This window comes from Streptomyces sp. NPDC005195 (assembly GCF_040608315.1).
Lineage (GTDB): Bacteria > Actinomycetota > Actinomycetes > Streptomycetales > Streptomycetaceae > Streptomyces > Streptomyces kaempferi.
The window spans coordinates 45683-60596 of the sequence record NZ_JBEXHZ010000016.1; the positions used below are offsets into that span (position 1 = coordinate 45683).

Consider the following 14914-nt stretch of genomic DNA (forward strand, 5'->3'; position numbering starts at 1 on the left):
CCAGCCGGGTAGGACACCCTCTCGTCACTCCATGGAAAAATCTGTTGAGAAACGCGATACATCGCGTTACGGTGTGTCTTCCGCCCGCTCTCTGCGCGGGCGGAGCAGGCACGTGCCGGCGCGGACGAATCAGCGGAAGCAACAAGAGCTCGCAGGCCATCGCAAACAGCGCATGACCTCGCAGGACATCGCATGACCTCGCAAGAACTCACCGGAAACTCAGCGTGAAAATCCCCCGACGAGATCCACGAAGAAATCCCCGAAGAGGTGGAGAACTCACATGCCAGGCGCCATCTACGCCGAAGGTCTGGTCAAGACCTTCGGTGACGTAAAGGCTCTGGACGGCGTCGACCTCGATGTACCCGAGGGCACCGTCCTGGGCCTCCTGGGGCCGAACGGCGCGGGCAAGACCACCGCCGTCCGCTGCCTGACGACCCTGCTGCGACCCGACAGCGGAAAAGTGGTCGTCGCCGGTGTCGACGTGCTCAAGCACCCCGACGAGGTACGGCGCAGGGTCGGCCTGTCCGGACAGTTCGCCGCGGTCGACGAGTACCTGACCGGCCGCGAGAACCTCCAGATGGTCGGCAGGCTCTACCAGATGAGGGCGAGGGCCGCGAAGGAGCGGGCCGTCGAGCTGCTCGACCAGTTCCATCTGACGGACGCGGCCGACCGCCCCGCGAAGACCTACTCGGGCGGCATGCGCCGCCGGCTCGACCTGGCCGCCGCGCTGGTCGTCTCGCCCCCGGTGATGTTCATGGACGAGCCGACGACGGGTCTCGACCCGCGCAACCGCCAGCAGCTGTGGGAGGTCATCAAACAGCTCGTCTCCGGCGGTACGACGCTCCTGCTGACCACCCAGTACCTGGAGGAGGCCGACCACCTCGCGCACGACATCTGCGTGGTCGACCAGGGCCGTGTCATCGCGCGCGGCACCGCCGACGAGCTCAAGGCGCGGACCGGCGGCGAGCGCGTCGAGGTCGTCGTGCACGAGCGCGAGCACATGGCGACCGCCGCCGGGGTGCTGCGCGGCTTCGGCAAGGGCGAGAGCACCGTCGAGGAGCACACCCGCAAGCTCACCGTCCCCGTCACCGGTGGCGCGAAGCTCCTCGCGGAGGTCATCCGCGAGCTGGACACCCGCGGTATCGAGATCGACGACATCGGCCTGCGCCGTCCCACGCTCGACGACGTCTTCCTCTCCCTCACGGGCCATGTGGCCGAGGTGAAGGAGGAGGAGCGCGAAATGGGGCACGAAGAGGCCGCGGAAGCGAAGGGCCGCAAGGCGAAGAAGGAGTCCGTGAAGTGAGTGCCGTGACAGACACCGCCCCCGTGGTGGTCCCCAAGGGAGTCCTCGGCCAGTCCGTGCGCGACTCCCTGGTCATCGCCCAGCGCAACCTGATCCGCATGTCCCGCATCCCCGAGATGTTGATCTTCGGGCTGATCCAGCCGATCATGTTCGTGGTGCTGTTCTCGTACGTGTTCGGCGGCTCCATGAACATCGGCGGCAGCACGGACCCGTCCACCTACCGCGAGTTCCTGATGGCCGGCATCTTCGCGCAGACCGTCACCTTCGCCACCGCGGGCGCCGGCGCGGGCATCGCCGACGACATGCACAAGGGCCTCATCGACCGGTTCCGCTCGCTGCCGATGGCGCGAGGCGCGGTCCTGACCGGACGGACGCTCGCCGACCTGGTGCAGACGGCGCTCACCCTGTTCGTGCTCGCCGTCGTCGCCCTGCTGGTCGGCTGGCGCACCCACACCAGCGTCGGGGAGGTGCTCGGGGCCTTCGCCCTGCTGCTCCTGACCGGGTACGCGTTCACCTGGATCGGCGCGCTCATCGGCCTCTCCGTGCGCACCCCCGAGGCGGCCACGTCCGGCGGGCTCATCTGGCTCTTCCCGATCACGTTCGTCTCGAACGCGTTCGTGGACTCCAGCAGGATGACCCCCTGGCTGCGCCATGTCGCCGACTGGAACCCGTTCAGCGCCACGGTGCAGGCATGCCGCCAGCTCTTCGGGAATCCGGGGCTGTCCCCGTCGGACGCCTGGCCCATGCAGCATCCCGTCTGGGCCTCGCTGATCTACTCGGTCCTGATCATCGTGGTCTTCCGGACGCTGGCAGTGCGCAAGTACCGGTCCGCCACGGCGTGACCGGGCCGGCGGACCGAGTCGGCGAACCGGGCCCCGGTGACCGGGCCCCGGACATGACGGTGCCCCCGGCGTGGGCCGGGGGCACCGTCGGAGCGAAGGGGCCGGGAGCGGAGTTCGGCCGTGCCCGGTCGGGGGCTCAGCCCTGGTAGGGCACGGCCTTGAGGATCTTCACCGAGGCGGGCTTGCCGTTCGGCAGCTCGTAACGGGCGTCCTCGCCGACCTTCTTGCCGTTCACGCCCGAGCCCAGGGGGGACTGCGGCGAGTACGTCTCGATGTCGGCGCTGGCGTACTCGCGCGAGGCGAGCAGGAAGTCCAGCGTGTCGTCCTCGTCACCGTCGAACGCGATGGTGACGACCATGCCGGGGGCGACCACGCCGTCCGCCGCGGGGGCCTCGCCGACCTTGGCGTTCTCCAGGAGCTGGGTCAGCTGGCGCACACGGAGCTCCTGCTTGCCCTGCTCCTCCTTGGCCGCGTGGTACCCGCCGTTCTCCCGCAGGTCGCCCTCCTCGCGCGCGGCCGCGATCTTGCCGGCGATCTCCGTGCGCGCGGGACCAGACAGGTACTCCAGCTCGGCCCTGAGCTGGTTGTACGCCTCCTGGGTCAGCCAGGTGACGTTCTCGCTGGTCTGGGTCACTGGTGCTCCTCGTAGGTACTGGGAATACAAAGCATCGCCCTACCCAGAAGCATGTTCTTTCACGGGTGGGCGAAACCACGAGCCTAACAATTCAGCGGCTCAAGGGGGAGGACATAAGACATCAGAATTACGTCAACCCAGGTCAGGACCGGTATCGGTGCTGAGCCGGCCGGTGATGTCAGTCGGCGTGGCAGCCGAGGAGCTCCGCCGTGGTGCCGCGGGAGGTCGTACGGAGCGTGACGACCTTGTCGACACGGGAGGCGTCCTGGTCGAAGCGGAAGTCGGCGCGGCCCACCTCCGTGCCGTCGGCGCTCTGCGAGCGGAGGGTGCAGTAGCCGTGGCCCTTCGCGTCCTTGTGCACCTCCAGATGCACCTGGACCGAGTCGGCCGAGGCGTCGAAGGTGATCACCTGGGCGCTGATCTTGTTCTCGCCGACGTAGTAGTACGCGAACCAGCCGATCAGGGCGAGCAGGGCGACCCCCAGCACGCTGCCGAGAATCCTGAGTTTCCGGTCCGCGCGCTCGTCCGCGGAGCGGCCGTACCGGCCCTCGGGCAGCTGCGTGCGCGCCGTACTCATGATCGTCCTCTCGGCAGGGCCGGGACCGGGGCATGGCCGAGGTCCTGGGAGGGGCCCGGGGACCGGGCCCCGGAATTATTCGCCCCCCGATTCCGTCACTATAGAAGCCGCCCATCGCGCTGATTCACGCCGGGCGCCGACAGCCGACCCAGGCGACAGCCGACTGACCGAGGATTGAGTCTTGACTGACCAGCTGCGACTGATGGCCGTGCACGCCCACCCCGACGACGAGTCGAGCAAGGGCGCGGCCACCATGGCGAAGTACGTGTCCGAGGGGGTGGACGTGCTGGTCGTGACCTGCACGGGCGGGGAGCGCGGCTCCATCCTCAACCCGAAGCTCCAGGGCGACACGTACATCGAGGAGCACATCCACGAGGTACGCAAGAAGGAGATGGACGAGGCCCGCGAGATCCTCGGCGTCAAGCAGGAGTGGCTCGGCTTCGTCGACTCCGGCCTGCCCGAGGGCGACCCGCTGCCGCCGCTGCCCGAAGGCTGTTTCGCGCTCGAGGACGTGGACAAGGCGGCCGGTGAGCTGGTCAGGCAGATCCGCTCCTTCCGTCCCCAGGTGATCACCACCTACGACGAGAACGGCGGTTACCCGCACCCCGACCACATCATGACCCACAAGATCTCGATGGTGGCCTTCGGCGGCGCGGCGGACACCGAGAAGTACCCGGAGTCCGAGTACGGCCCGGCCTTCCAGCCGCGGAAGCTCTACTACAACCAGGGCTTCAACCGCCCGCGTACCGAGGCGCTGCACCACGCGCTGCTGGACCGTGGCCTGGAGTCGCCGTACGGGGACTGGCTGAAGCGCTGGAGCGAGTTCGAGCGCGCCGAGCGCACCCTGACCACGCATGTCCCGTGTGCCGAGTTCTTCGAGATCCGGGACAAGGCGCTGATCGCGCACGCCACCCAGATCGACCCCGACGGCGGCTGGTTCAAGGTCCCCATGGAGATCCAGAGGGAGGTCTGGCCGACCGAGGAGTACGAGCTCGCGACGTCCCTCGTCGATACCTCCCTCCCCGAGGACGACCTCTTTGCGGGCATCCGCGACAATGCCTGACATGAGCGCAAGCCTGGCACTGACGCACCTCGTCCCCCTCGCCAAGGAGGTCGACGAGAACAAGGTCACCCCCGGCGTCCTCGGCTTCATCGTCTTCGCGGTGATGGCCCTGGCCGTATGGGGTCTGATGAAGTCCATGAACCGCCGACTGGGCAAGGTCACCTTCGAGGAGGACGCGGCCAAGGACACCGCGGCCACCGGCAAGGGGACCGGCGGCCCGGTGGGCGGAAAGGCCTCCCCCGCGAAGGGCTGAGCCTCCGTCGCGAGCAGTCCGCAGGGACGGCAGCGGATGGGGCGTACTCCGGTCACGGACGGCCGGGGTGCGCGCCGACGCGGCCGCTCCCGTGGACAAGGACGTCCGCACGCGTGGACGTCGACGCCCTACGGGACTCTCCCGACCGCCACGCCCATGACCTCCCGGGCGTGCCGGCCGGGCACCATCCGCAGGCGCCAGGCCTGCCATCCCGCGTCCAGGTCGGCCCCCCGTTCCAGCAGGAGCTGGTACGCCTCGACGTAGTCGTCGAGCTTTCCGTCGCGGGAGGGGTGGCCGGAGCGGGCGAGCTGGGCCAGTTCCTCCAGAGCGACGGCGCTGCCCACTTCCAGGCCGCCCGCGGACGCGTACGGCAGCAGCGTGCACCTCAGGAACCTCGCCCAGTCCTCGCCCCGCCGGTCGCCGTAGGAGGCGAAGAGGCCGGCCGCCTCGTCGCACAGGGCGAGGGCCTGCGGCGTACGGGCGTTGCCGGCGTCGACCACCGCCAGTTCCAGGCACGTCCACGCCTCGCCGTGCGCCACGCCGATGCGGTGGAAGTCGGCCCGCGCGTCCACCAGCAGTTGGCGGGCGAAGCCCGAGTTGCGCAGCGAGCCGGTCTGGGCGGCGCGCTGGTCGCGGGTGACGCGGGCCGAGTGGTGGCGCGCGCACGCGAGCCCGTAGACGTCCCGCATCCGGGAGAACATCGAGCGGGAGCGCTCCAGTTCACGGACCGCCCGGTCCAGGTCGCCGGTCTCCTCCAGCGCCTGGCCCAGGTAGTACACCGTCCAGGCCTCCCCGCGCGCGTCCTCGTTCTCCCGGTGCCGGGAGGCCGCCTGGCGCAGGCCTGTGACCGCTGTGGACGGGTCGCCGTCGACGAGGCGGGCGCGGGCCAGCTGGGTCAGCGCCCAGGCCTCGCCGCGGGCGTCGCGGGTACGTCCGTACAGATCGAGGGCTTCGCGCAGCTCCCGCTCCGCGCGCGGTACGTCGCCCATGCGCAGGCCCAGCTGGCCGAGCTGGAAGTGGGCCCAGGCCTCGCCGTGCACGGACTCGCCCTCGCGGTGCAGGACCAGGGCCTCGGTGAGCAGGGTCAGGGCCGTGGCGATCCGGCCGCGGTCGCGTTCCACCGCGGCCAGCGCGTGCATCGTCCAGGCGCGGTCGGCCGCGAGGTCGGGGGAGACCTGGAGGTCCATGGCCTCCTGGAGTCTGGCCGCGGCTTCGGTGAGGTTGCCCTGGTGGTGCAGGGTGATGCCGAGCGAGCAGAGGGCGCGGGCGGCGCCCGCGTCGTGGTGCGCCTCGAAGTAGAGGTTCACCACGGACGACAGGGTGGTGTGGGCCTTGTCCAGTTCGCCGAGCTGGCGGGCCGCGATGCCGGTGCGCCACTGGACCGAGCGGACCAGCAGTCCCTGGTCGACCGCCTGCGTCAGCTCGCTGATCTCGCCCAGGCGGTAGAGGTCGCCGCGTAGCAGGCAGTAGTCGCACAGGGCGCCCAGAAGGTGCAGTACGGCCGCCTGGTCCACGCCTTCCGCGTGCCGCAGCGCCGCCGTGATGAAGCTCGACTCGTCGTCCAGCCAGCGCAGGGCCGCGTCGAGGGAGGTGAACCCGTGCGGGCCGAACTGGTCGGCCCGGGTGGACGTCTTGCCGTCGACCAGCCGGATCACGGAGTCCGCCAGCTCGGCGTAGTTCACGATCAGGCGTTCCTGCGCTGCCGTCCGCTCGGAGGGGTCCTCCTCGTCCAGCAGCCGGGCCTGGGCGAAGGCCCGGACGAGGTCGTGCAGGCGGTAGCGGCTGCCGCGGACATGGTCGATCAGGCCCGAGCGGGCCAGTGCCGTCAGGTGCCGGGTGGCTTCCGGTTCGTCCGTCGCCAGCAGGGATGCCGCCGCCGCGGTGCCCAGCGAGGTCCGGCCGGCCAGCGCGAGGCGGCGCAGCAGCCGCCGTGCCGCGTCGGTCTGGTCCGTGTAGCGCAGCCACAGCGCCCGCTCGACCGGCTCCACGGGACCGTACGCCCCGAGGTCCGCGGCCAGTTGGCGCGAGGTACGGGGGCCGAGCGAGGAACCCGCGAGGCGCAGCGCCAGCGGGAGACCGCCGCACAGCTCCCGCACCTGGTCGGAGGCCTCGGCGTCGTACGGGTCCGACGCGTCCTGGGACGCCGCGTTCAGCAGTTCCTCGGCGCCCGCCGCGTCGAGCGCCTCGACGGGGAGCTGATGCACCCAGGCGGGAAGGTCGGCGGGCAGGTCGAGTGCGGTGCGGGCGGTGACCAGGACCAGGCTCTCCGAGCGTTCCGGGACCAGGGCGCGCACCTGTTCGGCGTCGGAGGCGTCGTCGAGCACGATCGTGACCGGCAGGCCCGTCAGATGCTGGTGGTACAGCTCGCCGAGGCGTCTGACCTGCTGGTCCGGTGAGGAACGCTCACGGAAGAGGAGCTGCTCGCGGGGTGCGCCGAGCCGGTTGAGGAGGTGGAGGAGGGCGTCGCGGGTGGTCAGGGGCGCCTCCTCGGCGCTGTCGCCGCGCAGGTCGACCACGCACGCGCCGCGGAACTGGTCCCGCAGGCTGTGCGCCGCCCGGATCGCGAGGGTGCTGCGGCCGGAGCCGGGCGCGCCGTGCAGCACCACCACCGTCGGTTTCGACTCCGTGCCGGCGCGTGCCGCGTGCACCCACTGGGCGACCCGCGCCAGCTCGGTCCGGCGCCCCGCGAACGGACCGGCCGGCTCGGGCAGCTGCCCGAACGACTGCTCCAGCACGCTGCGCCGGCGCGCGGCGGCGCTCTTGTCCGTGCGGCGCAGTTGCGGAGCACCCTGTTTGGCGCCCGCGGAGGCGCTGACCACCCGCTGCTGGTCGAGGAAGGGGCGGATGCCGCGGACGTCCAGGGCGGTCAGCCACTGCAGGCGCAGCTGCTCGGGACCGCCGGGCCGGCCCAGCGCTCCGGCCCGGCGGCTCGCGGCCGGTACGTGGGCGGCCGTCACCTTGAGCACGGTGGCCACCGCGGCCACCACCGCGACCGTCGCTCCCGCGCCGACCGCGGTGCCCGCGCCGGTGCCCAGCGCCAGGTCCGCCGCGCAGGCGGCGACGGCGGCAACGGCCGCCACCAGCAGCGGAGTTCCGGCGCCCTCCCGGGCGTAGCGCTGTGCGAACGTCAGCCGGCCGGCGTCCGCCGCGTCGAGGGCGTGGGTGTAGGCCCCGTACTCCTCGGCGGCGGCCCGGCCCAGGGTGTCGAGTTCGGCGCGGGCCCGTGACAGGAGCACGGTCCCGTCCGTACGTCCGCCCGAGCGCCGTACCTCTTCCTCGACGGCCCGGGTCAGCAGCCTTTCGGCCTCCGCCCGGTGGCTGTCCCGCATGTCACGTCCCCCTCCGGCGTGCAACTCCTCTGCGGCCAAGTGTCGTTGGTAGGAGGCGTGAGCGCGAGAGGGCGGCGATCACCGGAGGGCGGGACGCGCCCGGTGAAGTGGCGCTCGGTTCGGTTCGCCGGCGCGCGGCGGCCACACCCTTCCTTCCGTTCCGGCGCGGCCGGGCCAGACGGAGCCCTGCGGTCCCCACGACGGGGACGGGCATTGTGAGAGGCTGGGCCGTATGAACCGGCTGGCTGGTGTGACCTCGCCTTATCTGCTGCAGCACGCGGACAATCCGGTCGACTGGTGGCCCTGGACGCCGGAGGCTTTCGAGGAGGCGCGGCGCCGGGACGTACCCGTTCTGCTGTCGGTCGGCTACTCGGCATGTCACTGGTGTCACGTCATGGCGCACGAGTCCTTCGAGGACGAGGCGACGGCCGCGTATCTGAACGAGCACTTCGTGAGCGTCAAGGTGGACCGCGAGGAGCGCCCGGACGTCGACGCGGTCTACATGGAGGCCGTGCAGGCGGCCACCGGCCAGGGCGGCTGGCCCATGACCGTCTTCCTGACGCCCGAGGCCGAGCCCTTCTACTTCGGGACGTACTTCCCGCCCGCTCCCCGCCACGGCATGCCCGGCTTCCGGCAGATCCTGGAGGGCGTGCACGGCGCCTGGACCGAGCGGCGCGAGGAGGTCGCCGAGGTCGCGGAGAAGATCGTGCGGGACCTCGGCGGACGCGAGATGAGTTTCGGGGACGACCAAGTGCCGGGCGAGGAGGAGCTGGCCGGGGCCCTGCTCGGGCTCACCCGGGAGTACGACGCGAGCCGCGGCGGCTTCGGCGGGTCGCCCAAGTTCCCGCCGTCCATGGTCGTGGAGTTTCTGCTGCGCCACCACGCCCGCACCGGCTCCGAGGGCGCCCTCCAGATGGCGCGGGACACCTGCGAGCGGATGGCGCGCGGCGGTATCTACGACCAACTCGGCGGAGGGTTCTCCCGGTACTCCGTCGACCGTGAGTGGGTGGTCCCCCACTTCGAGAAGATGCTGTACGACAACGCGCTGCTGTGCCGTGTCTACGCGCACCTCTGGCGCGCCACCGGCTCCGAGCTCGCCCGCCGGATCGCCCTGGAGACCGCCGACTTCATGGTGAGTGAACTGCGTACCGCCGAGGGCGGTTTCGCCTCCGCGCTCGACGCCGACAGCGACGACGGGAGCGGCCGGCACGTCGAGGGCGCGTACTACGTGTGGACGCCCGAGCAGCTGCGCGAGGTCTTGGGGGACGACGCCGAACTCGCCGCCGAGTACTTCGGGGTGACCGCGGAGGGCACCTTCGAGGAGGGTTCCTCGGTGCTGCAACTCCCGCAGCGGGAAGTCGTGTTCGACGGCGAGAAGGTGGCCGGTATGCGCCGCCTGCTGCTGGCCGCGCGGTCGGACCGTCCGGCGCCCGGCCGTGACGACAAGGTCGTCGCCGCGTGGAACGGGCTGGCCGTCGCCGCGCTCGCGGAGACCGGCGCGTACTTCGACCGCCCGGACCTGGTGGACGCCGCGATCGGCGCCGCCGACCTCCTCGTACGTCTGCACATGGACGACCGGGCACGACTGGCCCGTACCAGCCGGGACGGCCGGCCCGGAGCGAACGCGGGGGTGCTGGAGGACTACGCCGACGTCGCGGAGGGCTTCCTCGCGCTGGCCTCGGTGACCGGCGAGGGCGTCTGGCTGGAATTCGCCGGGTTCCTCCTCGACCATGTGCTCGCGCAGTTCACCGACCCCGGGTCGGGCGCCCTGTACGACACCGCGGCCGACGCGGAGCAGCTCATCCGCCGCCCCCAGGACCCGACCGACAACGCCACGCCCTCCGGGTGGAGCGCGGCCGCCGGGGCCCTGCTGTCGTACGCCGCGCACACCGGTTCCGAGCCTCATCGCGCCGCCGCCGAGCGGGCGTTGGGTGTCGTGAAGGCGCTCGGGCCGCGCGCTCCCCGCTTCGTCGGCTGGGGGCTGGCGGTCGCGGAGGCACTGCTCGACGGGCCGCGCGAGGTCGCGGTCGTGGGACCGGCCGGCGACGCCATGACCCGGGCACTGCACCGGACGGCGCTGCTGGGCACCGCGCCGGGTGCCGTCGTCGCCATGGGCGCTGCGGAGAGTGACGAGCTGCCGCTGCTCGCCGGCCGTCCGCTGGTGGACGGGGAACCGGCCGCGTATGTCTGCCGTAACTTCACCTGTGACGCTCCGACGACCGATCCCGACCGTCTTCGCACGGCTCTGAGCGGCTGAAACGGCTGACCTCCAACCGGCTCAAACGCGACCAGCGTTCGATTTGTTCAGCAATTCCTCCCAGTGTGATGAAACGTGCTCTTCACCAGAACAACCTGTGGGCTTCACAGATCACCCATAGTCTCTGCTCGGTGACGCGGCGGATGTGACACACCGTCGCGCCTGGGGGATTTGGGGATCTGGGGGGATCTGTTGCTCACGTCTGTCTTCATCGCTGCCGTTTCGCTGGCCCTTTTCTGGATGGCCGCCTTCACCCTGTGGTGGCAGATGCACGCGTGGCGTACGCCCGAAGTGCTGGCCTCCACCCGCTTCAGCAGACCGGACGGCGGTGACCGGCTCGCCTTCTCACTGCTGCTGCCCGCCCGCCACGAACAGGCCGTGCTCGACCACACCATCCAGCGGCTGCTGGAGTCGAGTCACACGGACTTCGAGATCATCGTCATCGTCGGACACGACGATCCGGAGACCACCGGAGTCGCCCGGCGGGCCGCGGCCCGCGACCCGCGGGTGCGGGTCGTCGTCGACCAGCACGAAAGGAAGAACAAGCCGAAGGCCATGAACACGGCGCTGCCGCACTGCCGGGGTGATGTCGTCGGGGTCTTCGACGCCGAGGACCAGGTGCATCCGGAGCTGCTCGCCCACGTCGACCACGCGTTCCGTACGACGGGTGCCGATGTCGTCCAGGGCGGGGTCCAGCTCATCAACTTCAACTCCAGCTGGTACAGCCTGCGCAACTGCCTGGAGTACTTCTTCTGGTTCCGCTCGCGACTCCATCTGCACGCGCAGAAAGGATTCATCCCGCTGGGCGGCAACACCGTGTTCGTCCGGACGGACGTGCTGCGGGAGGCCGACGGCTGGGATCCCGACTGCCTCGCCGAGGACTGCGACCTGGGGGTACGCCTGTCCAGCGTCGGCAAGAAGGTCGTCGTCGCCTACGACTCCGACATGGTCACCCGGGAGGAGACCCCCGGCAGCCTGATGTCGCTGCTCAAGCAGCGCACCCGCTGGAACCAGGGCTTCCTGCAGGTCTACCGCAAGAAGGACTGGAAGCAACTGCCGGGCTTCGGGCAGCGGCTGCTGGCCCGGTACACGCTCATGACGCCGTATCTGCAGGCGGTCTCCGGTGTGGTCATCCCGCTCAACGTGGCCATCGCCCTCTTCCTCGACGTGCCCGTGGGCATCGCCTTCATCACCTTCCTGCCGGCCGTGACCGCCCTGGTCACCTTCGTCTTCGAACTCGTCGGTCTGCACGACTTCGGCAAGCAGTACGGACTCCGTGTCCGCTTCGTGCACTACCTCAAACTCGTCGTCGGCGGCCCCTTTTATCAGGTGCTCCTCGCCGGTGCGGCTGTCCGGGCCGTGTGGCGTGAACAAAGGGGACGGAACGACTGGGAGTTGACCAGTCACGTCGGGGCGCACCTCACGGAAGCCGAAGTGGCCCGCTAGGGCCCGAAGCCACCAGCCGGGGCGAACTCACCAGCCGGTAGCCGAAGTCGCCAGCCAGGACCCGAAGCCGCCCACCGGGGAACCGCTCCGGCGGACCGGCGCCGGTTCCGCATGCCGTGGTTCCAGGGGCCCTGTCGGCTCACGCCCCGAACCTGTCGATATGTCCCGAAAGTCCCGAGAGGACCTTCCGCGTGACCTCCACTCTTCCCGCGGCGACCACTTCCACGGTCCCCGCGCAGCGGCCCTCCACGCCCGAAACCGTCCCCGGCCCCCCTCCGCCGCTCCGGCGGCTGCGCACCTCGCGCGCCGACCTCGCCCTGTGCGGTGTGCTGCTGCTGGCGGTCGTCGTCGTGCAGGGCTGGAACATCACCGACTACCCGACCCTCAGCGACGACGAGGGCACCTATCTCGCCCAGGCCTGGGCGGTGCAGCAGGGCAAGGGCCTCGCCCACTACACGTACTGGTACGACCACCCGCCCCTCGGCTGGATCCAGATAGCTGCCCTGACCTGGATACCCGCCCACCTCAGCCCCTCGCTGATGACCGTCGGCTCGATGCGGGTGGCGATGCTGACGGTCGGCGCGGCCAGTGCCGTCCTCCTGTACGTCCTCGCGCGCCGGCTCTCGCTGCCGCGCTGGGCCGCCGGGCTCGCGATGGTCCTGTTCGGCCTCTCGCCGCTGTCGGTCGTGCTCCAGCGCGAGATCTTCCTCGACAACATCGCGGTCATGTGGACGCTGCTCGCGTTCTGCCTCGCCGCGTCCCCGAGCCGTCACCTGTGGCACCACTTCGGGGCGGGCCTCGCCGCCGCGGCCGCCGTGCTCACCAAGGAGACGATGCTCGTCATCCTCCCCGCCCTGCTGGTCACCCTGTGGCGGCACGGCCACCGCGACACCCGCAAGTTCGCGCTCACCGGAGCCGTCACCGCCTGTGCCCTGATCGGCCTCGCCTATCCGCTCTTCGCCCTGCTCAAGGGCGAGTTGTTCCCCGGCGCGGGCCATGTCTCGCTCTGGGACGGCATCACCTACCAGATGAGCCGCCCCGGCTCCGGCTTCATCCTCCACCCCGGCACCGGCTCGTACGGCGTCCTGCACTCCTGGCTCTACTACGACCGCGTACTGCCGCTCGGCGGCCTCGCCGGAGCCCTGCTCCTCCTGGTCACCTGGCGCTGGTCGGTCACCGCCCGCGCCCTGGCCGGACCCGCGCTCACCGTCGCGATCCTGGCCCTGGTGGCGCTGCGCCCGAGCGGCTATCTGCCCGCGATGTACGTCATCCAGGCGCTGCCGTTCCTCGCGCTGGTCCTCGCCGGCGGCACCGCGAGCGTGCTCCACGCGGTGCTGCGCCGACGACGCGACACCGCGGAGAAACCCGTCCTCACCTGGGGGCGGCGGGCGACGGCGGCCGCGCTCGTCGCGGTGGCCGCCGGCTTCGTGCTGCCACGCTGGTACGACGGCGACCGCACCGCCGTCACCGCCGACGCCAACGCCCCCTACCGGGCGGCGGCTTCCTGGCTGAGGACCGAGGTGCGGGACCCGGCGGCCACCCGGGTCCTGGTGGACGACGCGCTCTGGCTCGACCTGGTGCACGACGGTTACCGGCCCGGCCTCGGTGTCATCTGGTTCTACAAGGCGGACCTCGACCCCGCGGTGACCAGGACGATGCCGGGCGGCTGGAAGGACATCGACTACGTCGTCGCCTCCCCGACCGTACGGCGCGACGCGGTGGACCTGCCCACCGTCCGCGCGGCCATCGAGCACTCCACGCCGGTCGCCACCTTCGGCAGGGGCGAGGACCGCATCGAGATCCGGCGGATCACCACGAGCGCCACCACGTCGAGCACCGGAGGCAGTCGATGAGCAGCTTCGAGAGCACGGTCCCCGGTGAGCTGGGCGACCCGGCGGCAGGAACGGCGGAGGTTCCCGAACCGGGCGCCGTCACCATCGTCGTACCGACCTTCAACGAGGCCGGCAACGTCGCCGAACTGCTGCGCCGGATCACCGAGTCGGTACCGGCCCGGCTGCCCTGCGAGGTGGTCTTCGTGGACGACTCCACCGACGACACCCCCGAGGTGATCGCCCGGTCCGCGCGGGACTGCCCGTTCCCGGTGACCGTGCTGCACCGCGACCGGCCCACCGGCGGCCTCGGCGGCGCGGTCGTCGAGGGACTGCGGGCGGCGACCTCCGACTGGATCGTCGTCATGGACGGCGACCTGCAGCATCCGCCGTCCCTGGTACCGGAGTTGGTGGGTTCCGGAGAGCGGTCCGGCGCCGGCCTCGTCGTCGCCAGCCGCTACATCAAGGGCGGCAGCCGCGCGGGGCTCGCCGGCGGCTACCGGATCGCCGTCTCACGCGGCGCGACCTGGCTGACCAAGACCCTCTTCCCGCGCCGGCTGCACGGCATCAGCGACCCGATGAGCGGCTTCTTCGCGATCCGCCGCAGCGTGGTCACCGCCGACATCCTCCAGCCCCTCGGCTACAAGATCCTCCTCGAACTCGCCGTACGCAGCCGCCCCCGTCAGGTCACCGAGGTGCCCTTCGTCTTCCAGGACCGGTTCGCCGGCGAGTCCAAGTCGACCGCGCGGGAGGGCTTCCGTTTCCTGCGCCACCTGGCCGGGCTGCGCACCGCCTCACCGGTCGCCCGGATGGTCGTCTTCGGCCTGATCGGCGCCACCGGCTTCCTGCCCAACCTGCTCGGCCTGTACGCGCTCACCGCGGGCGGCCTGCACTACCTGCCGGCGGAGATCCTCGCCAACCAGTTCGGCGTCGCCTGGAACTTCCTGCTCGTCGAGCACCTGCTGTTCCGCGAACGCCGCAGGCACCGGGGCGGGTGGGACCGCGTGGGCCGCTTCGCCCTGCTCGCCAACGCCGACCTGGTGCTGCGTATCCCCCTGATCGCCCTGTTCGTCCGCCACTTCGGCATGGGCGCGCTGTCCGCCACCGCCCTGGCCCTGGTGACGACCTTCGTCCTGCGCTTCGCCGGCACCGAGGCGCTGGTCTACCTGCCGCGCCGTGAGGCCGCGGACGAGAGCCGCGGCCGCGGCCGCGACCGCGACCGCGACGCACAGTAAGGAGAGCCGTGTGAACTCCCGGATACGACCACGCCGCAGAACCTCACTCCTGGCCGTGGCGGGTCTCGCCGCCGGGCTGCTGCTCGTCTCGCCGCAGCCCGCCTCGGCCGCGAACCTCGTCACCAACCCGGGCTTCGAGACCGCCG

Annotated in this window: 11 protein-coding genes; 8 read left to right on the forward strand and 3 right to left on the reverse strand. The window is 71.1% G+C overall.

Going from position 1 to position 14914, the window contains the following annotated elements; translation table 11 throughout:
- Positions 1-280: 280 nt before the first annotated feature.
- On the forward strand, positions 281-1303 hold the full coding sequence (locus tag ABZV34_RS18900) for an ATP-binding cassette domain-containing protein (protein WP_356277467.1): 1023 nt from the start codon (positions 281-283) through the stop codon (positions 1301-1303).
- Positions 1300-2145, forward strand: a complete 846-nt coding sequence (locus tag ABZV34_RS18905) for an ABC transporter permease (protein WP_356277470.1) — start codon at positions 1300-1302, stop codon at positions 2143-2145. Before ABZV34_RS18900 ends, ABZV34_RS18905 begins: the two co-directional genes overlap by 4 nt.
- A 136-nt stretch (positions 2146-2281) precedes the next feature.
- On the opposite strand, the gene greA is transcribed toward ABZV34_RS18905, so the two are convergent.
- Entirely contained in the window at positions 2282-2779 is a 498-nt protein-coding gene (greA, locus tag ABZV34_RS18910; protein ID WP_356277472.1) for a transcription elongation factor GreA, read from the reverse strand.
- 178 nt (positions 2780-2957) lie between these two features.
- The gene (locus tag ABZV34_RS18915) at positions 2958-3356 is read right to left on the reverse strand and encodes a DUF4307 domain-containing protein (RefSeq protein ID WP_356277475.1); all 399 of its coding nucleotides are present in this window, start codon (positions 3354-3356) and stop codon (positions 2958-2960) included.
- A 202-nt stretch (positions 3357-3558) separates the two neighbouring features.
- Between ABZV34_RS18915 and mca the strand changes: the two genes are divergently transcribed.
- Positions 3559-4419 (forward strand): mycothiol conjugate amidase Mca, encoded by an 861-nt coding sequence (gene mca, locus ABZV34_RS18920; RefSeq protein ID WP_356277665.1) that lies wholly within the window; start codon positions 3559-3561, stop codon positions 4417-4419.
- On the forward strand, positions 4412-4672 hold the full coding sequence (locus ABZV34_RS18925) for a hypothetical protein (RefSeq protein WP_168529955.1): 261 nt from the start codon (positions 4412-4414) through the stop codon (positions 4670-4672). The genes mca and ABZV34_RS18925 overlap by 8 nt, the downstream gene beginning before the upstream one ends.
- 128 nt (positions 4673-4800) lie before the next feature.
- Here ABZV34_RS18925 and ABZV34_RS18930 read toward each other — a convergent pair whose 3' ends face one another.
- The gene (locus tag ABZV34_RS18930) at positions 4801-8001 is read right to left on the reverse strand and encodes a tetratricopeptide repeat protein (RefSeq protein WP_356277478.1); all 3201 of its coding nucleotides are present in this window, start codon (positions 7999-8001) and stop codon (positions 4801-4803) included.
- Positions 8002-8233: 232 nt separating this feature from the next.
- Here ABZV34_RS18930 and ABZV34_RS18935 point away from each other — a divergent pair, with 232 nt between their 5' ends.
- From ABZV34_RS18935 to ABZV34_RS18950, 4 genes are all read left to right on the forward strand, one after another.
- On the forward strand, positions 8234-10258 hold the full coding sequence (locus ABZV34_RS18935) for a thioredoxin domain-containing protein (protein WP_356277481.1): 2025 nt from the start codon (positions 8234-8236) through the stop codon (positions 10256-10258).
- Positions 10259-10450: 192 nt separating this feature from the next.
- Positions 10451-11704 carry a glycosyltransferase gene (locus tag ABZV34_RS18940; RefSeq protein WP_356277484.1) on the forward strand — a complete coding sequence of 418 codons (1254 nt, stop codon included), beginning with the start codon at positions 10451-10453 and terminating at the stop codon, positions 11702-11704.
- Between the two features lie 191 nt (positions 11705-11895).
- On the forward strand, positions 11896-13557 hold the full coding sequence (locus tag ABZV34_RS18945; protein ID WP_356277487.1) for a phospholipid carrier-dependent glycosyltransferase: 1662 nt from the start codon (positions 11896-11898) through the stop codon (positions 13555-13557).
- Positions 13554-14768, forward strand: a complete 1215-nt coding sequence (locus ABZV34_RS18950) for a glycosyltransferase family 2 protein (RefSeq protein ID WP_356277490.1) — start codon at positions 13554-13556, stop codon at positions 14766-14768. Before ABZV34_RS18945 ends, ABZV34_RS18950 begins: the two co-directional genes overlap by 4 nt.
- Positions 14769-14914: the final 146 nt, after the last annotated feature.

Excerpts from the sequence above, each read along its gene's own strand:
- ABZV34_RS18900 (WP_356277467.1), top strand. The coding sequence starts at position 281 with ATGCCAGGCGCCATCTACGCCGAAGGTCTGGTCAAGACCTTCGGTGAC.
- ABZV34_RS18915 (WP_356277475.1), bottom strand. The coding sequence starts at position 3,356 with ATGAGTACGGCGCGCACGCAGCTGCCCGAGGGCCGGTACGGCCGCTCC.
- mca (WP_356277665.1), top strand. The coding sequence starts at position 3,559 with ATGGCCGTGCACGCCCACCCCGACGACGAGTCGAGCAAGGGCGCGGCC.
- ABZV34_RS18925 (WP_168529955.1), top strand. The coding sequence starts at position 4,412 with ATGCCTGACATGAGCGCAAGCCTGGCACTGACGCACCTCGTCCCCCTC.
- ABZV34_RS18930 (WP_356277478.1), bottom strand. The coding sequence starts at position 8,001 with ATGCGGGACAGCCACCGGGCGGAGGCCGAAAGGCTGCTGACCCGGGCC.
- ABZV34_RS18935 (WP_356277481.1), top strand. The coding sequence starts at position 8,234 with ATGAACCGGCTGGCTGGTGTGACCTCGCCTTATCTGCTGCAGCACGCG.
- ABZV34_RS18950 (WP_356277490.1), top strand. The coding sequence starts at position 13,554 with ATGAGCAGCTTCGAGAGCACGGTCCCCGGTGAGCTGGGCGACCCGGCG.